The organism is Bacteroides sp. QWL-09 (assembly GCF_058683585.1).
Window position 1 is genome coordinate 1,970,203 of the sequence record NZ_CM178748.1, and the last position, 24,464, is coordinate 1,994,666.

Below are 24,464 nucleotides of genomic sequence, written 5' to 3' on the forward strand. Positions count from 1 at the left end.
AGTCATTAGAAATTAACTTGCACCCCAAAAGAAATGGTACGCGCCATCGGATAACGGCCATCATCACAACCACGTGTCATCACGCCCTCGCCACCGGAAGTACCGGCGCCGTCACTATTGTTTATCCCCAAATCCGGTGTATATCCTTTATAACTTGTTATCGTAAACAGATTCTCCATAGCAGTATAGAAACGTACATGATTCATGCACGCCTTCATCGTCCAAGACTTTGGTAGTGTATACCCTAATTCGAATGTTTTCAAGCGGAAGAAAGAACCATTCTCCAACCAACGATCTGTATATCCCCAGTTCGTACCATTCTTATCATTTCCAGCCACATAACGTGGGATACTAGTATTCTTATTATTTTCAGTCCAACTATTCAAGCGTTCGGTATATTGATTACCGGTCGATTCATTATACACCGTACTATAATACATCGCATTGTAAATCTTATTGCCAAAGTTACCATCGAAGAACACATTCATATCCAAGTTCTTCCATTCTATTCCCAGAATCAAGCCCAAAGTCATTTTAGGGAATGCACTGCCACAATCCTGACGGTCCAAATTGTCAATTTTGCCGTCCCCATTATAGTCTACATACTTCAAGTCGCCAGCCTCTGCATTAGGTTGAATCATCTTACCCTCCTTATTCACATACGCTTGCACCTCTTCCTTACTTTGAAAAACCCCATCCGACTTAATCAAATTAAAGAATCCGATCGGTTTTCCGACCATAGCATACGTAATGGCCCCTTTATTATGCGGATTAAACCCGGTCCACTCTTTCCGGGAACCATTCACCTTAGTCAACTCGTTCTTGATAAAAGTCGCATTCACGCCCACACGATAAATTAAATCACCAATCATGTTACGGTGATTCAAGGCGAGCTCAAGTCCCTTATTTTCCACTGTACCGGCATTCATAGTAGGCGATCCACCCAATCCGAAACTACCCGGTTGTGGCATAGAGAGTAGCATATCTTCCGTCTTCTGAATAAAATAATCAACACTCCATGTGAACTTATTATTCAAGAAACCCAAATCCAAACCAAAGTTAGTCGTCTTTGTTTTTTCCCAAGTCACATTAGCAGGCGATACCCAAGCACTACCGGTAGTAGCACCTTCCCATAATAAACCTCCCTGCACATTATTCAATCCGGTAGTCACCGTGGACTGAGTCGCATAATTACCAATGCCATTCAAGTTACCCAGAACACCATAACTAGCTCTTACCTTTAGCTCATTCACGGTTTTTCTTAAAGGCTCGAAGAATTTTTCATTCATCACATTCCAACCGATAGAAACCGATGAGAAGTTACCCCAACGATGACCTTCGGCAAACTTAGACGATCCATCGCGGCGGATAGAAGCCGACAACATATACCGATTATCATAGCTATACATCACACGTCCAAACATAGATACTAATGTGTTGGCCCACGCATCACCACTATTCGTTGAAGTCGAAACTGAACCGGCATCAATCACATCAAGTCCACCCGGCAAGCCCAAACGAGCTGCACCAAACCCACGAGCATTATTACGCTGAGCAGAATACCCGGCCAAGGCCGATACCGTATGCCGTCCGAACGTATTATCATAATTCACGGTATTTTCAATCATCCACTCATCTTGCCAAGAAGTCCCCTCACTCAATCTGTAATCCGGACTCTGCGACGTGGTACTAAATTCATAAGGCACATGATAATCATAATTACGATGTGTATACTTATTCACACCGACATTCAGTTTATACTTCAATCCTTTTAAGAAAAGATCCACTTCAGCATAACCATTAATCGTCAAATCGACCCCATGTTTCTGAAGGTCATAAGCCTCAGCCCAACCCACCGGGTTATCTCCTCTGGTCCATGTCGGTGCCTTTCCCCAATCTCCATTTTCATCGTAAGCCTTCCACTGAGGTACTGCAGTCAATGCAGCCGTATATGAAGCATCCTCATACTTCTTATTCCAAAGTCTAATTAAAATAGTAGACCCCATACGTAGATGATTATCGAACAACGAGAACGTATTCTTCGCCCGAATATTCCAAGCCTCATAACCAGTCGTTTTTACAATACCCTCTTGATTCAAATAACTACCTGAGATATTATAAGTCGAAGTCTTATTGCCTCCCGACACATTTAATCCCACTTTCGATACCATAGCCGTACGGTACAACTCCTTCTGCCAATCGGTACCGGCACCACCGTTCCAACTCAACAATTCGGTGTTATCACTATAACCGGTTGCTTTTGAAAAATCGCGCAACTGGTTACCGTCCATCACATCAATATACTTAGCCACACTCTGAATACCAGTATAAGCATTCACCTCTACTCGAGTAGGCGTCTCTTTCTTTCCCCCTTTAGTGGTAATCAACACGACCCCATTAGCTGCACGAGAACCGTAAATAGCAGCCGATGAAGCATCTTTCAACACTTCGATTGACTGAATATCGGAAGGATCGACCATATTAATATCCCCATACACCCCATCAATCACATAAAGCGGTGTTGTAGAACTCAATGAACTGATTCCTCGAATATTAATATTCATCCCCTCACCGGGTTGTCCACTCGGTGCACTCACTGTAACACCTGCTATACGCCCTTGCAGAGCAGCCGAAGCATTGCGTGCTACATTAACCGGCATATCCTTTCCAGACAAAGAAGCTACCGCTCCGGTTAGATTACTCTTTTTCACTGTACCATAACCGATGACAACCACCTCATCAAGTTGTTCTCCTTCAGCCATCTTGATATTAATCACCGTCTGTCCGGCCACTTTCACCGCTTGCTTCTGAAAGCCAATATAAGAAAACTCCAGTGTTTGTCCCTCTTTCACAGTAATCGTATAGTTACCTTCCAAATCGGTTATTGTTCCGACTGTAGAATGGGCAACAGACACTGTTGCGCCGACCAACGGATTATCATCCATATCCGTTACCACACCTTTAATCGTCATACCATGTTGTGCATACGTCAGCAGAGTGAACCAACACAACATGAAAATAAGCATGCTTTTTTTCATACAAAGAATTAATTAAATATATTAGATCAACAAAATAGTCTATAATCACCTCCTACAACAGTTTGGTCAGGACATACGATAAGCTGTACCAATCCGATTGGCACACTCCCAAAGAGCCTAAACCTCTTGTTATTAGGCTAAAAGAAATATTAAATTATAAGACAGTACCGATATAAGTGGTTACACTTCGAGCAGGTAGCACCACCACATAGCCGTTATCCACTGCTTGAACCGGATCAACAGCAAACCACCGATGCGTACTATCAGTCAGATATCCTTGAAGTGATCCATTGACTTGAGCTGCATCAAGCCGCAACGTAATAGTTACCTCCACATCAGCAGGATTAATGGCAACAACCGTATAATCGACTCCTTTCTTATACGCCGATACCATATACCCATTATCCGGATTATACTCAGCAGAGATACGTTTACTATCCAACGGAATATAACGAGAGAAATTCCCAAATACTTCACATCGCTTGCTCACCTCATAAGTCGTCCGATTTTTATCAATATGCACCAATCCCTCTGTAGTGTAATTGTCGGGTAAAGCACCAGCCCACCAGACAATAGCACTCGTATTGGCCTCACACAAATAACGGTGAAAAAGTTTCGCCCAACGCAAACCATCCGTCATCGTAGGATTGTAACTTGTACTAGGATCACTAATTTCGGTCAGCCATACCGGAATACCCTTTGATTCAGCTTTATCGAACGGTTTAATGCCCGGGTCCTTTTGTGTCACCGGATCGATATAGCCGTGACCGGCCGCTATCACCGGATAGTCCGTAATCCTCGGATTCAAATTAATGATATCACGCACATAGTTTTCACTCCCCATAACAAAACCGAGAATCCCCGTCCACTGTGCATTTTCGCCAAATATAATTCGCGTATCAGGGTTTGTCTGTTGAAGTTTCGGTCCCAAGTTATTTACGATAAACGGCCCAAGAGTTGTTGCCCCAGGCAACCACAAACAAGAATTCCAATCGGCAGCATATTCCGGTTCATTAGCCGGAGAAATGGCATATACCGGTAACCCCACTCGATTAAATGCCGTACAAAAATTGGCTAGATAATTGGCATACTCTTGATAAGAAGAGCGTTTCAAATATCCTTTAGAGGTACTTCCGTTACTTTTCATCGAAGCCGGCGGTGTCCATGTAGAAAACATCAACTTATCCACTCCATACTCCTGCTTAGCTTTTCGAGTCAGCCACAACTGCCCGTTGCGTTCAGCCTTAGCCTCAGCAACTTCATTACCATCAGTAGAAAAGTCAATATCGAAGAACGGATCATCCAGAGATAAATCGACATTCTCGTTCAAATTAAATGTCGTCGCATCATAATGTGGAAAAACCTCCCCACGCAAGATACTCAAACGAAGACCATCCTGACCGAAAAACAGATCCGTTATCTCATTACGCTTACGATGCGCATATAGATAGTCGGCCCATCCTGCTTGTGCAATGCCAAACCCATCGATCTTTTGTTCCTCCATAGCCCAATGCAAAACAACAGCATTTGAAGCGCCGGAACGAGTCATTAAAACAGAATTAGAATTAGAATCGTCTAGTACAGACTGACTTTCTTCATTAGTGCATGAAAAGAAAAAAACAGTCAAAACCGTCATGAATAGAAAAAAAGAACGGCGTGTAGTCATAGTTTCAAATCATTTAAAGGTGTTTTTACTGGTTGCAAAGTTAAGAGATATCCTTCTCCATATTATCTCCAATTCAATCAATATACTATCCAATTCAATCAAATATAAACGAATAATCAGACCAGTTCACCATTAAAAATAAAATTCTAAATAAACAAATAAAGAACAAAAGACCAACAGATTACATACAAAAGAACAAAAAGGAGATTACGATAGAGCTATATACAGCGTCCGTCTGATCAAATAAGTCACAAACAGCCTGATAATCAATCTTTCAAAGATAAATATTGGGAAAGACTATTCAATTCAATCACTCATCATACACTTCACGGCCGTTTTTTACATCCGTCACATATTTTACAGATACAACATCCTCATTTAAGAAGACTTCCGAACAGTATCTAGATGTAACGGATCAGTTTCTTCTTCCTGTTTTTTTGATATTCCACCAGCGTCATGCCGGTACGTTTCTTGAAAATTTTATAAAGATAAGGTGCACTAAAGCCATACTGTTCGGATAAATACTCAATAGTCACCCTCCTATCGGTTTCATGTAGTTCACGCAGCACCGCATTCCAACGAAACTCGAGTAAGTAACCGGAAAAATTCATGCCGGTATGATTCTTCACATATCTAAAGAACGTTGCAGAACTCATCCCCATATACGAAGCAATGTCATTCACACTGATAGAACGATCAATATTCTCTTTTAAAAATTTATGCATCTTCCTCATCGCCCCATCATCTGCCGGATTCAGTACATCACTCGCCAACCGACGATAATTCTCGTCTAAAGAGAGCTCGTACAGCAACATCAGAAATTTAGTCTCTAAATAAAAGTCATCCACCTCGACAGTCAACGTGCGCAAGAATGGCAACACCCGCTTAATGGTTTCATTAGAAAAAACCACTCCTAAAGCAGCAGTATGAAACATCCGTTCGATAGAAGCAAAATGGGGACGTTCAAAGAGTGAGGAAAAGCCGGAAGGAGAAAACTGGATTGTAATTTCATGAATTTTTTGCGATTGGCAATTGCCATCTTTCCAAGCATGAGGAAGTGTTGAATTACAAATCAGAACCAAATCTTTATCAGCAATCGCCTCAACAGAGTCGCCTACAATACGTGTAGCTTGATCTGCATTCTCCACAAAATTAAGTTCATAGACATCGTGGAAATGAATTGGAAAAGTAAAAGATTGCTTATTACGCTCAAATATGGCGATACTACTTTTCTCTTTCAAAGGCGATTTTTCATTAAACACTTCCTGGTTCATAATAGTTTTTTTACAGTATTACGTGGTTACTTCGGTCTATTTTAATCCACCAGTCGATCGACAGTCCGTTGCCCTCTTCTTTTAAAGGATTTACCTTATTATATTAAGACAACGATTAAAAGAAAAAACACATTCCAATTATTCAACCCTTTTTGTCCTACTTTCATAGGATCGATCTTTTAGTGAAATTCAAAGATACAATAATTATAGAAACCAAGCAATAGAATAAGTCATCTACTAGTAGATAACTTATTCAGAAACAGAAAGACTAAAGACTGTTTAGGAAAAGGAACTAACAGAGTTAAAAACAGCACCGCATCTCAGCGTCATAACGACCGTACTCCAGCGCCACAACAACCGCACTCCAACGTCACAACCACCGTACTCCAGCGTCGCAACGACCGTACCTCACGAGCGCAACGACCGTATCTCTTTTTTACAAGAAACTTATCTCTGTCAGTTAACCATTTTAGTTGACCGTTTTTTGCCTTATTCACCATGTCGGTTGACTCTGATTAAACTTACTTTTAATTCAGGTTGACTCTTTCTTTTTTTATTGATAAGATGAGTTGACCCTAGTTAAACTTATTAATAAATCACGTTGACTACTTTTCTTTTTATTGATAAGATGAGTTGACTACACTGATATCAAATAATAAAAAGTCAAGTAAATCATTTATTTAGCAGTTGCGCTTTTCTGCTCAGATAATATTAAGAAGTCATGCAAAGTTATTCTATTTTTTATGCATACTTCCTTTTAATGGCAATTTCTCTATAACTAGTCCATTTCTTCTTTAATTCCCCTGTGCATTGAGCAGCTTGTTTAGGCGTCATGCCTTCTAAGCTCCAATGTGGGCGTTCGTTGTTATAGAATTCTATGGCCAAATGCAAAGCTTTTTTCAAATCATTTATGGTATAAAACTCCATTCCTTTAAGCAGTTCATTCTTTATGGTATTATTTATGCGTTCGGCCACAGCGTTATCTTTGGGATTACCACTTTCAGTCATACTTATAACTATACCGTGTGTCTTTAACAGGTTGGTATAAACATAACTTGCATATTGTACCCCACGATCCGAATGATGAACAAGATGATCAAATCCTTTTTTGCTATAATGCTTTAGAGCCATTTTTAAAGCTTCTAACGTATATTTAGTCTCTAAAGTTTTCCCAACACTATATCCGATGATTTCTTTGCTGTAATAGTCAGTAACCAAAGATAGATAGCAGAAGGTATATTCACCTTGCTCATTTATCCACAGAGGCAGATAGGTTATATCGCTAACCATGAGCTGGCAAGCAGCATCCGGTATGAAGTCTTTGATAAGATTGGGATAAATCGGGAAATGATGCCTAGAGTCTGTGGTAAGAACGCGACGCTTACGCTTGCGGACTTTCAAACCATAGCGTTCTATAATATCATAGAAGCGATTATAGCCCACGCTGTTCTTTTCTCCAAACCTCGTACGATACATCAACCAAAGTTTGCTGCCTCCAATTCCAGGATCTTTGACTCGAATTTCTTTGATAAACTCAACGACAAAGGCTTCTCGAGCAAGAGTAGAGAGTAGCGTATTCTCATGCTTGTAATAGGCTTGCTTGGTTACACCAAGTAGGCGACACATGGGAAGAATACGATAACGCTTTTCATCCCGTGTGTGAAGTCTATAGGCTACTTGGTGCCAGCTTTTTTTAAGTCAAGACCATAAACGTCTTTGCCCAATTCAACCATCTCTGCATAGAAATCACCACGTAGACGCTCTTGAGCGAGTTCCTTCTTTAGTTTGGTGATCTCTGATAAGAGTCGTTTGTAATCTTCTGGGATTACAGATTTGCCTTCTTTTTTCATCATTTCGGCGATTTGAGGGTTGTCTGACTCAAAGATACTTAAAGCTCGATAAATCGACGTACGACTGCACTCCATTTTTTGCATAATCTCAGAAATTAACAGACCATCAACCATACGAAGGCGATAAATCTCAGGAATCTTTGGGGCCCAAGTGGGGGCCTTCAAATAATCTTCAATTTTCATAATCAATCATGTTAGGAGTCAACCTTATTTAAAAAAAGACACTCTTTTTTCAGGTATAAAGTTTGTTAAATATAAGGTTATATAATGTTTATTTTCACCTTTATTTGGATGGATTTCACCCCCTAAAGCCTCTCAAAAAAGTATTATAGGTCGCCAATCTGTACAGATATATCGAATCAACAATATCAACAAACCACTCTATACCAATCACATAAAACCATGTCATCAAAACGACGTTATCTTTTTTCAAAAGCCCTTCAATTCTCTTTCTTTCTAAAGCCATTTCATCATTTAAGCTCTATTATACATGGCGAAAAATGCGCAAAAAATTGGTGGATAACGTAATGAAATTATCCTTATCTTTATGGGATGATTGCAACCGCAAACCACTGCGATTACAACCGGAACTAAAACGGTCTCAGTAGGAGCTGAATCATCTTGGTAGAGATTGAAACAGTACCCAACAGAGACTGAAACCATTTTAAATAAATACTGGAATGAAAAAACTGGATGTAATGCTTGAAGAAGATCTGGGTTTGACGGATGAACGGCTGTTGAACCTGATGGAGTGTGAGGGTATGGTTGGTTATGGGGCCTATTTGATGTTGAATCATTTGCTTCGCCACCAGGAGGACTATCGTTTTCCGTTGGTGTTGCTTTCGACGTTGGCACGCAAGGTGCATGTTCGCGCTAACTTTCTGATGAAGATTATTAAAAATTATGGGGTGTTTGTGATCGATGGGGAGGAGTTTTTCTCGCCGTCGGTGACCGATTTTATGCTTCGGTTGAAGATTAAAAAGCTCACAACTAAGGAAAATAAATTACAGTCCGGAGATGCGAAGAAAAAGTCGCTCAGTGAGCGTTCTGAGTTAAAGAATGTAAAAAAAGAGATTAAAGAAACGTGTAACTCACTGACTGACAGTAGGCAGATTTCCGCATACGCGGGCGCAAAGATTAATAATATATCTCTATATAAGATTAGAGAGAGAGAAAAAGAAAAAAACAACGGCCAAATGCCTCAAAGACCAATGGCCGCAATTCCGAATTCTCAACAAAGAGTTTCACGGTATGCGGCTTGGGGAGAAGGGTTCTCACGGTCGACAATCGATCCTTGTCCCGATTCTATTTTTGAGGTTGCGCCTTCCGCTGTTGTCAGACCTGCTGCTGTCAGACCGACTGCTTCTTCCAGACCGACTGCTGTCAGACTTGCTGCTGTCCGGCCGGCTACTGCTCCTTCTCCTGCTGTTCGGCCGGCTCCTGCTGTTCGACTGGCTACTGCTGTCCGACCGACTGCCGCCAGACCTGCTCCTTCCAGACCTGCTGTCCGACCGACTGCTGCATCTTCCAAACCTTCTGTTCCTTTTTCTGCTTCCGAAAAGCCTTGGCGCGACTGGGTCGACGATCTGCTGGACGACGAGATGTACTTGCGTCAGGTGGCGATGCATTCCAAGATGGGGCGCGATTTTATGAAGTCGGTCGATCGAATCTTGGAACTGTTTAAGGAGCATGTGGAGCTGTATGGCACGTCGGGCGGACTGGTCACGCGGTGCGATGTGAAGTATTACTTTTCCAACTTTATGCGTGAGGACTCGAACACGTTGAAGCTGCTGAAGAAGCGGTTGCAGGATGAGCAGGAGGCGCGTGATGCACGCAACCCGTATCGGTATGAGGTGCATCGCGATGGACGACGGTTCTATCCGACGGGCGAAGAGATCCCAATGTATGCGACCCCACGGCCGTCGAAGCACTCGGTTTTCAGTCCGACCTCAGGTCGTTGGGTCGGTTAACGCAAGGATCATGTAAAAAAGAGTACACCAAATATCATGACGGATCACGTGTGCGCTTCCAAAGATTTCAAGTCCATTAAAAGAGTAAACAACGCGTAAAAACAGACGTAAAAAGCGGAAGACTTTTTCTATGCTCAAAATAAAATTGTACATTTGTCAAAACATAAATAGATTAACATGCCGAAGTACGATTTAATAACCATCTTAGGACCAACAGCCTCAGGAAAGACCTCTTTTGCAACCGCTTTGGCAGCAGAACTTGACACAGAAATTATTAGCGGAGATTCCAGACAGGTCTACCGCGACATGAACCTCGGCACCGGAAAAGATTTACAAGATTATGTCGTCAACGGTCGGCCCATACCCTATCACCTCATCGATATTGTCCCCCCCGGTTACAAATACAATGTCTTTGAGTTTCAGAGGGATTTTTTGAAAGCCTACGAGTCGATTAAAGCGAAAAAGAAAGAGCCGATATTATGTGGAGGAACGGGCATGTATATCGAGTCGATCCTCAAAGGATACAAACTCATACCGGTACCCGAAAACCCGACACTGCGGGCACAACTGGCCGATCGTTCGCTGAAAGAGCTAACCGACATTCTCGAGCAGTATAAAACGCTACACAACTCAACGGATGTGGATACGGTGAAGCGTGCCATCAGAGCGATTGAAATCGAGACTTACTACGCTAACTGCCCCGTTCAAGAGAGGGATTTCCCGGCGATCAACAGCCTGATTATCGGCGTGGATATTGATCGGGATTTGCGAAGAAAAAAGATTTCCGATCGATTAAACGATCGCCTAGATCAAGGCATGATAGAGGAAGTGCGTGCGTTGCTCAACCAAGGCATTGCACCGGACGATTTGATTTATTACGGACTCGAATATAAATACCTGACCTTGCATCTCATCGGCAAACTAAGTTTCGAAGAGATGCACGACCAACTAGAAACCGCCATACATCAGTTTGCCAAACGTCAGATGACGTGGTTTAGAGGAATGGAACGACGAGGATTTACGATTCATTGGCTAAATGCCGAGGAAAGCACCTCCGAAAAGATAGCGTTCGTTAAGCGTCTTCTGGAGGAAGAGGTTTAGGGGAATCTGGAGGAAGAAGTTTAAGAGAATAAGACTTTAAGAGAGTAGCACTTTAAGAGTATAGACAGGACTTTTAAGAGTCTAGACAGAGATTTTCAAGCAAAAAGTTAATTTAAAATTCTTACGATTATGAGCTTAGAACCGGGGAAATGGGGAATTATTTATAATCCAAAAGCAGGCCTGCGAAAAGTAAAAAAACGCTGGAGAGAGATTAAAGCCTACATGGATGCCAAAGGGGTTTCATACGATTACGTCCAATCGGAAGGATTTGGTTCGGTAGAGCGTCTAGCAAAAATATTAGCCAACAACGGGTATCGGACGATTGTCGTTGTTGGAGGGGATGGTGCCTTTAACGATGCCGTCAATGGAATTATGTTGTCCGACGCAGAGGATAAGGAGAATATCGCCATCGGTCTCATTCCCAATGGAATTGGAAACGACTTTGCAAGATATTGGGGACTAACCACCGACTATAAAATAGCGATCGATCAGATCATCGCCAAACGACTTAAAAAGATTGATGTGGGCTATTGCAGCTATTACGATGGTGCTCATCATCAAAGACGGTATTTTATCAATGCTGTTAATATCGGGTTGACCGCGCGAATTGTAAAAATCACCGATCAGACCAAACGCTTCTGGGGCGTACGACCGCTGTCGTACATCACGGCTCTGTTCTTATTGCTTTGGGAACGGAAGCTGTATCGGACGCATTTGCGCATCAACGATGAGCATATCCGGGGAAGGGTCATGTCGATTTGTGTGGGCAATGCTACCGGATGGGGACTAACGCCTAACGCTGTTCCCTACAATGGTTGGCTGGATGTCTCAGTCATCTATCAACCTGAGTTTTTACAGATCATCTCCGGACTGTGGATGCTGATTCAAGGACGAATCTTAAATCATAAGGTCGTCAAAAGTTTCCGTACGAAACAGATCAAAGTGCTTCGTGCTCAGAATGCCGCTGTCGATCTGGACGGCCGTTTATTCCCTAAGTTTTTCCCTATAGAAATCGGGATCTTACCTGAAAAGCTAACATTTATCATCCCAAAAATAAAATAACAACAGTATATGATCACAACATTAATTAACCAACCTGCCAATAACTTCTTTTTACTCGCAGGCCCATGTGTCATCGAAGGTGAAGAGATGGCCATGCAGATTGCCGAACATATTGTTAAACTGACCGACAAGCTAGAGATTCCTTATGTTTTTAAAGGATCATACCGGAAAGCGAATCGCTCAAGATTGGACTCTTTTACCGGAATCGGTGATGAAAAAGCCTTAAAGATCTTAAGAAAGGTACATGAGACTTTCGGAATTCCGACCGTAACCGATATACATGCTGCTGAGGAGGCTGAGATGGCGGCCGAATATGCCGACATTCTTCAAATACCGGCTTTTCTCTGCCGGCAAACCGACTTACTCGTCGCTGCTGCAAAAACGGGAAAAATCGTTAACATCAAAAAGGGACAGTTCTTGTCGCCGGCTGCCATGCAATTTGCCGCAGACAAAGTGATAGAAGCCGGAAATAAAAACGTGATGCTCACCGAACGGGGAACCACCTTCGGCTATCAGGATCTGATTGTGGACTACCGAGGCATTCCGGAAATGCAGAAATTTGGGCACCCGGTGGTTCTGGATGTGACTCATTCTTTGCAACAGCCTAACCAAACATCAGGGGTGACCGGAGGAATGCCACAGCTTATCGAAACGATTGCCAAAGCGGGAGTCGCAGTCGGAGTGGACGGTCTGTTTATTGAAACGCATCAGAATCCGTCGGTTGCAAAAAGTGACGGGGCAAATATGCTTCAACTCGACCTGTTAGAAGGCTTATTGACCAAGCTTGTCAGAATACGCGAAGCCATCAAATAAAAATATTAGGTTTTTGTGATTTATTTTCAATAGAATCGACTAATAACGTATAAATTTATAATAATCGAGAAAAATGAGAAATTTACTACGTAGTTTATTTGTTGTTGTAGCCTTGTTTAGCTTCAATCTACAACACGTTACTGCACAACCTATGCAGTACCCTCCACTCCCTATTGATAAAAATGTTCGCATTGGTCAATTAGAGAATGGATTGACCTACTATATCCGTCATAATGCTTTGCCGGAAAAACGAGTGGAAATGCGCATCGCACAAAAAGTAGGAGCCATTCTTGAAGAGCCACAACAACGTGGTCTAGCTCACTTCTTGGAGCACATGGCTTTTAACGGAACTAAAAATTTCCCTGGTGACGAAAGAGGACTAGGAGTCATTGCATGGTGCGAAACAAAGGGAATTAAATTTGGAACAAACCTTAATGCAGGTACAGGAGTGGATCAAACGGTTTATGAGATCATGAATGTTCCAACTGTTAATAAAAACGTGGTAGACTCTTGCCTTTTGATTTTACACGATTGGTCGAATGCCATTTTATTAGCCGATAAAGAAATCGACAAAGAACGTGGTGTGATTCGTGAAGAATGGAGAAGCAGAAATAGTGGAATGCTACGTGTATTCACGAATGCTCTTCCTGTGATGTATCCGGATTCTAAATACGCAGACTGTATGCCGATCGGAAGTCTCGATGTCATCAACAACTTCCCTTATCAAGTCATCAAAGATTATTACGCAAAATGGTATAGACCGGACTTGCAAGGCATCATCATTGTTGGAGACATCAATGTAGATGAGATGGAAGCTAAACTTAAAATGACATTTGCCGATGTTAAAGCACCAATCAATGCTGCCGAACGCGTCTATTACCCGGTAAAAGATAATGAAAAACCAATTGTTTTCATTGGAAAAGACAAAGAAGTGGAAACTCCATCAATCAGTATCTTCTTCAAACAAGATGCGACTCCGGATTCCATGAAAAACAACATTGGATATTTAGCTACAAACTACATGGTTCACATGGCTACAAGCATGCTGAACAGTCGTTTAAGCGAAATCTCTCAAACAGCAACGCCTCCTTTTATTGGTGCAGGTTGTAGTTATGGAAATTTCTTTGTGGCAAAAACGAAAGAAGCATTTAATATTAGCGCGGATACTAAGATCGACGGACTCGAATTAGGATTGACAACACTTCTTCAAGAACTTGAACGGGCTAAACGTTTCGGTTTCACAGAAACAGAATATGAAAGAGCTCGGGCAAACTATCTTCAACGCTTAGAATCGGCTTATAACGAGAGAGAAAAAACAAAAAGTGCTTCATATGTTAACGAATACGTTGAGCATTTTCTCAATAAAGAACCGATTCCGGGAATTGACGTTGAATATGCAACAATGAATAAAATTGCTCCAAATGTACCGGTTCAAGTCATTAATCAAATCATCCAACAACTTGTAACCGATAAGAATCAAGTGGTTGTGATAGCCGGTCCCGATAAAGACGAAGCAGTTTATCCAACTAAAGAAAAAGTGACAAGCTTATTAGCCGGGATGAATACTCTCGAATTGAAAGCATACGAAGACAAAGTGTCTAACGAACCTCTTTTAGCTGAAACACCTAAAGGTGGAAAGATTGTTTCTGAAAAAGCGAATGACGTCTTTGGTACCACTAAACTTGTATTGTCTAACGGCGTTACGGTTTACATCAAACAAACTGATTTTAAAGCAGACGAGATCAAGATGCAAGGTACTAGCCTTGGAGGAAGCAGCCTATTTGGAAACAATGAAGCATTGAACATCTCACAGCTGAATGAAGTTTCTGCAATTGGTGGTGTAGGTAATTTCAGCAGAGTCAATTTATCTAAAGCCTTGGCCGGAAAGAAAGCAAATGTTGGAACAGAAATCGGTAATAATACAGAAAACGTGATGGGTAACTGTTCTCCAAAAGATTTGGAAACCATGCTTCAGTTGACTTACTTGAGATTTACAGCCCCACGCAAAGATGCCGAAGCTTTCGAATCGTTTAAGAATCGCTTAAAAGCAGAACTTGAAGGTGCTGAAGCCAATCCAATCAGTGCATTCCGCGACTCTATCACTCGCACGCTGTATGGTCATCATCCACGTGCCATCTTAGTTAAAGCGAATATGGTCAACGACATTAACTATGATCGTATCATGGAGATGTATAAGGATCGTTTCAAAAATGCAGGTGACTTTACGTTCTACTTCGTTGGAAATATTGATCTTGAAAAAGCAAAACCACTTATTGCGACTTATTTAGGTTCACTACCGGCTACAAAAGCTAAAGAAACCTTTAAGGACAACAAGATGGATATCCGTAAAGGAAAGATCGACAACATCTTCGCTAAAAAGCAAGAAACACCAATTGCAACAATCTTATTCCTTTATAACGGAACTTGTAAATATGATCTAAAGAATGATATCATGATGTCTTTCTTGACTCAAGCACTCGACATGGTTTATACGGAAGAGATTCGCGAAAAAGAAGGAGGTACTTATGGCGTTAACTGTTTTGGTAATATAAACAAATACCCTAGAGAACAGTTCACTTTGCAAGTAGTGTTCCAAACAGATCCTGCCAAGAAAGATAAACTTTGCCAGATCGTCACTAACGAACTTCAGAAAATATCGACAGAAGGTCCTTCAACAGAGCATTTGCAAAAAGTTAAAGAGTACATGTTGAAGAAATATAAAGAAAATGAAAAAGAAAATGGTTACTGGATGAATGTTTTGAATGAATACTTCTACACCGGAGTGGACACCAACAATGGTTATGAAGCACTTGTCAACAGCATCTCAACTAAAGACCTTCAGACTTTTGCTGCCGAATTATTAAAACAAAAGAATGAAATTAAGGTGATCATGACTGTACCTGAAAATCAATCTAAATAAGTTTTTTGATTATGATTATTTTCAACGAATTACGTAAGCATGGGAAGTTGGCCATGAAGAGGCATCCCATGTACGACAAAAATAAATTTGGGAAAATAATGATGTATATAGGAGCCATCTTTTGGGGTGGCTACCTTATTTTCTTTGGTACATCATTTGCCTTTATGTTTGCAGAAGCAGCACCCAACAGAGAGCCTTATGACACCATGAACGCTGTGGTGCTCATCTTTGTGCTCATGCTCGATTTCATGCTACGTTTTCCGTTTCAAAATACACCGACACAGGAGGTAAAGCCTTACCTCCTGTTGCCGGTTAAACGAAACCGAATGATCGATTTTCTATTGATCCGTTCGGGACTCAGCAGTTTTAACTTGTTGTGGCTATTTATGTTTGTGCCATTTGCCATCATAACCGTCACTAAATTTTATGGAGTGATGGGAGTCGTGAGCTATTGCTTTGGCATTTGGTTACTCCTACTGGTCAATAACTATTGGTATCTGTTTTGTCGAACGTTAATCGACGAGCATTTAGCTTGGATCATTCTCCCGATTGTCACTTATACCGGCATTATCTTGGCTCTATTCATTCCGGAGAAGAGTCCGCTGACCGACTTCTTTATGAACCTAGGCGGCTATTATATCACCGGTAACTTACTCAGCTACCTGCTAACCATCGCGGTTATTGCATTGCTTTGGCTGGCCAATCGACGCATGATGTCGAAGTTGATCTATGCAGAACTTAGCAAGACCAAAGATACCAAAGTCAAAACGGTGTCTGAGTTTCACTTCTTCGAGAAATATGGAGAAGTTGGCGAATATATGCGACTCGAGCTAAAGATGCTGTTAAGAAACAAGCGAAGCAAAGGCTCTTTGCGCATGGTAGGTATCATGGTTGTTATTTTCTCTGCCGTACTTAGCTTCACAGAGGTCTACGACGGGAGAAACATGAACACCTTCATCATTGTCTACTCTTTTTCTTCATTTGGCATGGTCATCTTATCTCAAATCATGGGATTCGAAGGGAACTATCTCGACGGACTGATCTCAAAAAGGGAATCGATTATGAGTTTGCTCAAAGCCAAATATTACTTTTACAGCATTGGAGTGGTTATCCCCTTCATCTTATTGCTACCGGTCATCTTTATGGGAAAATTGACGCTCTTATGTGCCATCTCTTGGATGTTCTTCACCACAGGTCCAATCTATTGCACCTTCTTCCAACTCGCCGTCTATAACACCAGAACAGTTCCACTAAATGAGAAACTAACCGGCCGACAGTCGACAGGTAGCGGACTACAGATTGTCATTAACTTTAGTGCATTCTTACTCCCATTTATCAGTTACAACTTAATATCAGGAGTATTAGGAGCGACAACCACACAGTTCATCTTTCTAAGCATCGGTATTGCGTTTACACTCACTTCACAACTGTGGATTAAAAACGTCTACCAACGTTTCATGAGACGCCGCTACATCAACATGGAAGGCTTTAGAGATAGTCGACAATAATTGATTCACCCCAAAACAGCAGAATATGTTAACAATAAATCATCTTCAAAAAATATTTGGACAAAAAACAGCCGTCAACATCGATCATTACGTGATTAATAAAGGCGAAATGATCGGTTTGGTTGGTAATAACGGCGCCGGTAAAACAACGTTATTCAGACTAATCTTAGATCTACTTAAAGCCGATACCGGTTCGGTATACATCAATGACAGCAATGTCGCTGAGGACGAGAATTGGAAAAAGACAACCGGTGCATTTATCGATGAGAGTTTCTTAATCGACTATTTAACGCCGGAGGAATATTTCTATTTCATCGGGAAGATTTATGGATTAAAGAAAGAAGAGGTCGACCAACGGCTTCAACCTTTCGAACGCTTCATGAATGGTGAGGTATTAAGCCAGAAGAAATACATTCGTAACTTCTCGGCCGGTAATAAACAAAAAATCGGTATCATCTCGGCTATGCTACACTATCCGGAATTGCTCATCTTAGATGAACCGTTCAACTTCCTAGACCCAAGTTCGCAGTCGATTATCAAAAACATCCTTAAAAAGTACAATGAGACTCACCATAGTACCATTATTATTTCAAGTCACAATTTGAATCACACCGTTGATATCTGTCCACGAATCGCCTTACTCGAAAAAGGAGTGATCATACGAGACATTATCAACATCAATCATGCAGCCGAAAAAGAATTAGAGAGCTACTTCAATGTAGAGGAACAAGATATTAATTTATAAAAAAAATAAAACGCCCTTTTAATGCCTTATACGACCTATTTATTTGATTTTGATTATACCTTAGCCGATTCTTCTCGAGGAATCGTAACTTGCTTTCAGAACGTTTTAAACAGACATGGATATGTGGATGTGTCGGATGCGACCATCAAAAAGACGATCGGTGATACGTTGGAAAACGCATTTAGTCACCTGACGGGAGTCACCGATAAGGATGTTTTGAGTCAATACCGCATAGAATATGGCAAAGAAGCCAATATCTATATGAATCCCAACACCCATCTATTTCCGGAAACCATTACGACCCTCACAGAACTCAAAAGACGTGGTAAACGCATTGGTATCATCTCGACCAAATATCGGTATCGGATTGAGAGCTTTTTAAAAGAGCAGGCTCTGGAGGATTTCTTTGACCTCATCATCGGCGGTGAAGATGTTGAGCAAGCAAAGCCTAGCCCCGAAGGTTTGATCTTAGCGATGCAGCGATTAGAGATCTCACCCGAAGAAACCGTTTACATTGGTGATAGCCTCATAGATGCCCAAACCGCTTTTGCGGCAAAAACGCATTTCATTGGTGTCACGACTGGCGTGACCACCCGTCGCACCTTTAAAAAACACCACGTCAAAAAGATCATCAAGAGTTTATCTGAGCTCACCGATCGGAAAACTTTTTCCGAAAGAGTCGGTGAATGGCGGCAGGGAATAGCGCGATTCCGCGATCTCAAAACCGCCAATCGTTTTTTGCGAGTCAAACGAAAGGCAGGGCACAAACTCGCTAAAGTCAATACCACACCGACCACCTGTTTAAACTGCAAGAATACCTTTATCGGCAATTACTGCAATCACTGTGGACAGAGTAGGAAAACTGTACGTTATAACTTTCGATCGATCTTCCAAAATATTCTAGGTGGAATAACCAATATTGATCATGGGTTTGGATATACCTTACTCGAACTACTCGTTCGTCCCGGATATATGATAAAGGATTATATCTCGGGTAAACGAGTTCGTTATTTCCGCCCTTTCCAGTTACTCTTTATTTTGGCTGCGGTCTATATCTTATTAGTACAGATCATCGATCCGAAAGCCTTACAAAAAGAAAAAGAGCAAAGTTCTGTAGAAGAAATCATAGAAGGGATATCAGAAGCTAAGAAAGAAATCAGCGAAGCTTCTTTCAAGGACCAAGTCGCAACATCGACTCAAGCCCATCCCCAAGCATCAACTCAAGACAGTCTAAAAGCCACTCCCAATAAAGTCATAAGAGATAGCGTCAGCTCGATTGTGAATAAAGTGATGAAGGGACAAAAAATAACGCCGAACGACAGTAGCATCAAAGAGTTACAAAAACAACTCTCAAAAAAAGAAAAGGATAAAGACAAAGATAAGGATAAGGTTTCGAAGTCTCACTTATTTGAATCACCCTTCTTTAAATCGTTGGAAGAATTGCTGACCAAATGGGCCCATGGGAACAAAGCAGTAACGATACTCATGATGATCCCGGTATTTGCAATAGCTACAAGAATAAGTTTTAGAAAACGATCGAGCAAGGTCCATTTCAATATGACCGAACAACTATTCATCCAAGCTTACATCGCTTGTCTAATCTTATTAATCTCTATACTCTACTTGCCGTTTAAAGGAAAAGCCGATCTCAGCAGTATGTATGAGGTCCCCTATTGGGCTATTTTTCTCATATTCATGTATGTTCATAAACAACTTTATTCCATCACCATTTGGAAAAGTTGTCGAAAAACCTTGGAAATGTTCATATATAGCATAGGAGCGGTCATTCTATTAGCCATGCTTTTGCTCTTTTCATTTATAGTAATCAGTTTTATTGATCATCTATTGGCAAGTTAGCGGTTTATTTATACATAAAATAACTTCCAAAAATTTGTTCGGCCCAAATAAAAGATGTATTTTTGTGCCCGATTATTCCGCAACGGGTTTGATTAAGAGTTCTCTAAGTCATTAGAAACCACCCGCCGGAGCTAACTTATAGAATACATATAAGATGTACGCAATTGTAGAAATTAATGGCCAGCAGTTTAAAGCAGAAGCTGGTAAGAGATTGTTCGTTCACCACATGCAAGAAGCAGAAAACGGTGCAACAGTTGAGTTCGACAAAGTTCTTTTAGTAGAAAAAGAAGGTGCAATCACAGTAGGTTTACCTACAGTTGAAGGTGCTAAAGTAGTTTGCCAAGTGGCTTCAAACTTAGTAAAAGGCGAAAAAGTTCTTGTTTTCCACAAGAAAAGAAGAAAAGGACACAGAAAACTAAACGGTCATCGTCAACAGTTTACTGAATTAACAATCACAGAAGTAATAGCTTAATCAATTTAAAAAAGTAAGAAGAAATGGCACATAAAAAAGGTGTCGGTAGTTCTAAGAACGGCCGCGAATCAGCAAGTAAAAGATTAGGCGTAAAGATATTTGGTGGCGAAGCTTGCAAAGCAGGTAACATCATCATTCGTCAAAGAGGTACTGAATTCCATCCGGGTGAAAACATCGGTATGGGTAAAGACCACACTCTTTTCGCTTTAGTAGATGGTACTGTTAACTTCAAAGTTACAAAAGAAAACAGAAGATACGTATCTGTACTTCCTGCAGAAGCATAATCAAAGGAAACAGATAAAGCTTAAAAAAAGATGCATTCCAAAAGGATGCATCTTTTTTCTTTTTATCCCTCAAGAACTAGATATTTAAAATTATACGTAACCTCATATCTGTTTTTTATATATCTTTGTAACCTTATAAAGAATGTTCATATAAAAGTCTAAATATGCTTACTATAAAACAGATTACAGAAAATACAGAAGCAGTTATACGCGGTCTGGAAAAAAAGCATTTTAAAAATGCAAAAGAAACGATTGAACAAGTTATTGCTTTCAACGACAAAAGACGAAACACACAAACTCTCTTAGATAACAACCTCGCTGAAGTAAATACACTCTCAAAAACTATCGGTAAACTCATGAAAGAGGGCGCTAAAGAAGAAGCAGAAGCTGCACGCGCCAAAGTATCTGCACTAAAAGAAGAAAACAAAGGTTTAGACGCAGAGATGACAGAGGCTGCCACAGAATTACAAAACATATTATACACCATACCTAACCTTCCTTATGAAAGTGTTCCGGAAGGCAAAGGAGCCGAAGAAAATGTTGTAGAACGCACAGGAGGAATGGAAAACCCACTTCCTGTAGATGCTCTACCTCATTGGGAGCTCACTAAAAAATACGATTTAATCGATTTCGACCTCGGCGTAAAAATCACAGGAGCCGGTTTCCCGGTTTACAAAGGTAAGGGAGCACAATTACAACGTGCATTGATCAACTTCTTCCTGGATGAAGCCCGCAAATCGGGATATACAGAAATCATGCCGCCAACTGTAGTCAATGCAGCATCGGGTTATGGTACAGGACAGTTGCCTGACAAAGAAGGCCAGATGTATCACTGTCAGCTAGACGATTTATACCTCATCCCAACGGCTGAAGTTCCGGTAACGAATATCTACCGTGATGTGATTTTAGATGAAAAACAACTTCCGATCATGAATTGTGCCTACACGCAATGTTTCCGTCGTGAAGCCGGTTCGTATGGAAAAGATGTACGTGGTCTGAATCGTTTACATGAATTCTCAAAAGTCGAACTCGTACGTATCGACAAACCTGAGCATTCAGAACAATCACACAAAGAAATGTTAGCTCATGTTGAAGGACTCTTGCAAAAGCTAGAGCTTCCTTATCGCATCTTACGCCTTTGCGGAGGTGACATGAGTTTTACCGCTGCGCTTTGCTTCGACTTTGAGGTTTACTCGGAAGCACAAAAACGCTGGTTGGAGGTTAGCTCGGTTTCGAACTTCGACACTTACCAGGCCAACCGTTTGAAATGCCGTTATCGCACAGGAGACAAGAAGACAGAACTTTGTCACACCCTCAATGGTTCAGCTCTAGCCTTACCACGAATTGTCGCTGCTTTACTTGAAAACAACCAAACACCTGAAGGTATTAGAATCCCTAAAGCTTTGGTTCCTTATTGCGGTTTTGACCTCATAGACTAACAGAAAAAAAACCATAAAACAAATCACAAAGCCACTCTTTTATAAGGGTGGCTTTGTTTTTATTTTCTTTTTGATTTCATAAATAAACAGTATCTTTGTCTTCATAATAAGTTCAATAACTAGCAGTTAATAAAATCCAGCTAACTAAATAAAATAATGAACAAAATTGTTTGTAAAGAACGCTTCTCTGAGAAAGTGTTTAAATTTGAAATAGAAGCGCCGTTAATTGCCAAATCACGCAAAGCGGGTCACTTCGTTATCGTGCGTGTCGGTGAAAAAGGTGAACGTATGCCTTTAACTATTGCAGGTGCTGATATCAAAAAGGGCACCATAACCCTTGTTGTTCAAAAAGTAGGACTTTCATCGACTCGTCTTTGCGATCTAAACGAGGGTGATGAAGTCACAGATATCGTAGGGCCACTCGGTCAGGCAACTCATATCGAAAACTTTGGAACAGTAGTCTGTGCCGGAGGAGGTGTTGGAGTAGCCCCTATGCTACCAATCGTTCAAGCCTTAAAAGCAGCAGGCAATCGTGTGATCACCGTACTGGCTGGAAGAAGTAAAGATTTAATCATTCTCGAAAAAGAGATGCGCGAGAGTTCGGACGAAGTCATTATCATGACCGACGACGGCTCTTATGGAAGAAAAGGACTAGTCACTGAAGGAGTAGAAGAGGTCATTAAACGCGAGAAGGTGAACCACTGCTTCGCCATCGGACCGGCTATCATGATGAAGTTTGTCTGCCTGCTGACTAAAAAATATGAGATCCCGACAACCGTATCATTAAACACCATTATGGTCGACGGTACCGGTATGTGCGGTGCGTGTCGTATCACCGTAGGTGGAAAAACCAAATTCGTTTGCGTGGATGGCCCGGAATTCGATGGCCACCAAGTTAACTTCGACGAGATGCTCAAACGTATGGGAGCTTTCAAGAAGATTGAAAACGAGAAAATGAACCTACTCCACCCAACAACAGCTAGCGAACCCTCAAACGAGACCGACGAGAAAAGTCGCAATGCCGCTTGGCGTCAGGAAATTCGCAAGTCGATGTCTCCTAAAGAACGTACAGCCATTCCACGAGTAGAAATGAACGAGCTCGACCCGGAATACCGTTCACACAGTCGGAAAGAGGAAGTCAATCAAGGCCTCACTGCCGATCAAGCACTCACAGAAGCAAAACGTTGTTTAGACTGTGCCAACCCGGGATGTATGGAAGGTTGTCCTGTAGGTATTGACATTCCTCGCTTTATTAAACATATCGAACGTGGAGAGTTCCTAGATGCAGCCAAAACACTAAAAGAAACCAGCGCATTGCCAGCCGTATGTGGTCGCGTATGCCCACAGGAGAAACAATGTGAATCAAAATGTATTCACCTCAAAATGGGTAAGCCGGCTGTAGCCATCGGCCACCTCGAACGCTTCGCAGCAGATTATGAAAGAGAAAGCGGACAAATATCAATCCCTGAGATCAATGAGAAGAATGGCATTAAAGTTGCCGTGATCGGCTCTGGTCCTGCAGGGTTATCATTTGCCGGAGATATGATCAAGCTAGGATATGACGTAACCGTATTTGAGGCTTTACACGAAATTGGCGGGGTATTAAAATATGGTATTCCGGAATTTCGTCTACCTAATGAGATTGTCGATGTTGAGATTAATAACTTAGCTAAAATGGGCGTTAAGTTCATCAAAGACTGCATCATTGGAAAAACAGTCAGTGTTGAAGAATTAGAGAACGACGGTTTCAAAGGCATATTCGTAGCTTCTGGTGCGGGACTTCCAAACTTCATGAATATCCCTGGCGAGAACTCGATCAACATCATGTCTTCTAATGAATACCTAACGCGTGTCAATCTGATGGATGCTGCTAGTCCGGACTCTGATACACCGGTCACACTCGGCAAACGAGTAGCCGTTATCGGTGGAGGTAATACCGCTATGGACTCGGTACGTACAGCTAGACGATTAGGGGCAGAACGAGCAATGATTATTTATCGCCGTTCGGAAGAAGAGATGCCTGCGCGACTTGAGGAAGTGAAGCATGCCAAAGAAGAAGGCGTTGAATTCCTCACGTTACACAACCCACTAGAATACATCGCTGACGAACAAGGCTGTGTGAAACAAGTGATCCTCCAGAAGATGGCTCTAGGCGAACCGGATGCTTCAGGCAGACGTAGCCCGATCGCCATCCCAGGTGAAACAGAAACCATCGATATCGATCTTGCCATTGTCAGCGTCGGTGTTTCCCCTAACCCAATCGTACCAAGTTCGATCAAGGGACTAGAGGTCGGCAGAAGAGGCACAATTGTCGTTAACGATAATATGCAATCGTCTATACCAACCATCTACGCAGGTGGTGATATTGTACGCGGCGGTGCAACAGTCATCTTAGCCATGGGCGACGGACGCAAAGCTGCAGCTTCAATGCATTTACAACTCAAGAAGTAAAGTAGATACATACA

17 protein-coding genes are annotated in these 24,464 nt (G+C 41.6%); 12 read left to right on the forward strand and 5 right to left on the reverse strand.

The genetic code is table 11. The features are described from left to right. Window positions 1-5 precede the first annotated feature (5 nt). The 5 genes from AC4PG5_RS07660 to AC4PG5_RS07680 all read right to left on the reverse strand — a co-directional run bounded on the left by AC4PG5_RS07660 (window position 6) and on the right by AC4PG5_RS07680 (window position 8,011). Window positions 6-3,038 (reverse strand): SusC/RagA family TonB-linked outer membrane protein, encoded by a 3,033-nt coding sequence (locus tag AC4PG5_RS07660; protein ID WP_492028351.1) that lies wholly within the window; start codon window positions 3,036-3,038, stop codon window positions 6-8. Window positions 3,039-3,192: 154 nt separating this feature from the next. Then, entirely contained in the window at window positions 3,193-4,704 is a 1,512-nt protein-coding gene (locus tag AC4PG5_RS07665; RefSeq protein ID WP_492028352.1) for a glycoside hydrolase, read from the reverse strand. Window positions 4,705-5,105: 401 nt separating this feature from the next. Further along, window positions 5,106-5,978 (reverse strand): AraC family transcriptional regulator, encoded by an 873-nt coding sequence (locus AC4PG5_RS07670; protein ID WP_492028353.1) that lies wholly within the window; start codon window positions 5,976-5,978, stop codon window positions 5,106-5,108. A 741-nt stretch (window positions 5,979-6,719) separates the two neighbouring features. Next, a complete protein-coding gene (locus AC4PG5_RS07675) occupies window positions 6,720-7,604 on the reverse strand; it encodes an IS3 family transposase (protein WP_492028354.1) in 885 nt (294 codons plus the stop codon). Window positions 7,605-7,651: 47 nt separating this feature from the next. Next, window positions 7,652-8,011: a hypothetical protein gene (locus AC4PG5_RS07680; RefSeq protein ID WP_492028355.1), complete on the reverse strand. Its 360-nt coding sequence runs from the start codon at window positions 8,009-8,011 to the stop codon at window positions 7,652-7,654. 497 nt (window positions 8,012-8,508) lie between these two features. Here AC4PG5_RS07680 and AC4PG5_RS07685 point away from each other — a divergent pair, with 497 nt between their 5' ends. The 12 genes from AC4PG5_RS07685 (at window position 8,509) to AC4PG5_RS07740 (ending at window position 24,450) form a co-directional block, all read left to right on the forward strand. Next, window positions 8,509-9,798: a DUF7833 domain-containing protein gene (locus AC4PG5_RS07685; RefSeq protein ID WP_492028356.1), complete on the forward strand. Its 1,290-nt coding sequence runs from the start codon at window positions 8,509-8,511 to the stop codon at window positions 9,796-9,798. A 177-nt stretch (window positions 9,799-9,975) separates the two neighbouring features. Further along, window positions 9,976-10,899, forward strand: coding sequence for a tRNA (adenosine(37)-N6)-dimethylallyltransferase MiaA (gene miaA, locus AC4PG5_RS07690; protein WP_492028357.1), 924 nt, complete (start codon window positions 9,976-9,978; stop codon window positions 10,897-10,899). Window positions 10,900-11,028: 129 nt separating this feature from the next. Then, the gene (locus AC4PG5_RS07695) at window positions 11,029-11,961 is read left to right on the forward strand and encodes a diacylglycerol/lipid kinase family protein (RefSeq protein ID WP_492028358.1); all 933 of its coding nucleotides are present in this window, start codon (window positions 11,029-11,031) and stop codon (window positions 11,959-11,961) included. A 9-nt stretch (window positions 11,962-11,970) separates the two neighbouring features. Continuing rightward, window positions 11,971-12,774: a 3-deoxy-8-phosphooctulonate synthase gene (gene kdsA / locus AC4PG5_RS07700; RefSeq protein WP_492028359.1), complete on the forward strand. Its 804-nt coding sequence runs from the start codon at window positions 11,971-11,973 to the stop codon at window positions 12,772-12,774. Window positions 12,775-12,847: 73 nt separating this feature from the next. Further along, window positions 12,848-15,694 carry a M16 family metallopeptidase gene (locus AC4PG5_RS07705; RefSeq protein WP_492028360.1) on the forward strand — a complete coding sequence of 949 codons (2,847 nt, stop codon included), beginning with the start codon at window positions 12,848-12,850 and terminating at the stop codon, window positions 15,692-15,694. An 11-nt stretch (window positions 15,695-15,705) separates the two neighbouring features. After that, a complete protein-coding gene (locus tag AC4PG5_RS07710; protein WP_492028361.1) occupies window positions 15,706-17,202 on the forward strand; it encodes a DUF5687 family protein in 1,497 nt (498 codons plus the stop codon). Between the two features lie 25 nt (window positions 17,203-17,227). Beyond that, entirely contained in the window at window positions 17,228-17,947 is a 720-nt protein-coding gene (locus AC4PG5_RS07715) for an ABC transporter ATP-binding protein (protein ID WP_492028362.1), read from the forward strand. Window positions 17,948-17,968: 21 nt separating this feature from the next. Continuing rightward, entirely contained in the window at window positions 17,969-19,804 is a 1,836-nt protein-coding gene (locus AC4PG5_RS07720; RefSeq protein ID WP_492028363.1) for an HAD-IA family hydrolase, read from the forward strand. Window positions 19,805-19,958: 154 nt separating this feature from the next. Then, window positions 19,959-20,276: a 50S ribosomal protein L21 gene (gene rplU / locus AC4PG5_RS07725; protein ID WP_492028364.1), complete on the forward strand. Its 318-nt coding sequence runs from the start codon at window positions 19,959-19,961 to the stop codon at window positions 20,274-20,276. A 23-nt stretch (window positions 20,277-20,299) separates the two neighbouring features. Beyond that, window positions 20,300-20,560: a 50S ribosomal protein L27 gene (gene rpmA, locus AC4PG5_RS07730; RefSeq protein ID WP_492028365.1), complete on the forward strand. Its 261-nt coding sequence runs from the start codon at window positions 20,300-20,302 to the stop codon at window positions 20,558-20,560. Window positions 20,561-20,724: 164 nt separating this feature from the next. Then, window positions 20,725-21,999: a serine--tRNA ligase gene (serS, locus tag AC4PG5_RS07735; RefSeq protein ID WP_492028366.1), complete on the forward strand. Its 1,275-nt coding sequence runs from the start codon at window positions 20,725-20,727 to the stop codon at window positions 21,997-21,999. Window positions 22,000-22,155: 156 nt separating this feature from the next. Beyond that, window positions 22,156-24,450, forward strand: a complete 2,295-nt coding sequence (locus AC4PG5_RS07740; RefSeq protein WP_492028367.1) for a bifunctional dihydroorotate dehydrogenase B NAD binding subunit/NADPH-dependent glutamate synthase — start codon at window positions 22,156-22,158, stop codon at window positions 24,448-24,450. Window positions 24,451-24,464: the final 14 nt, after the last annotated feature.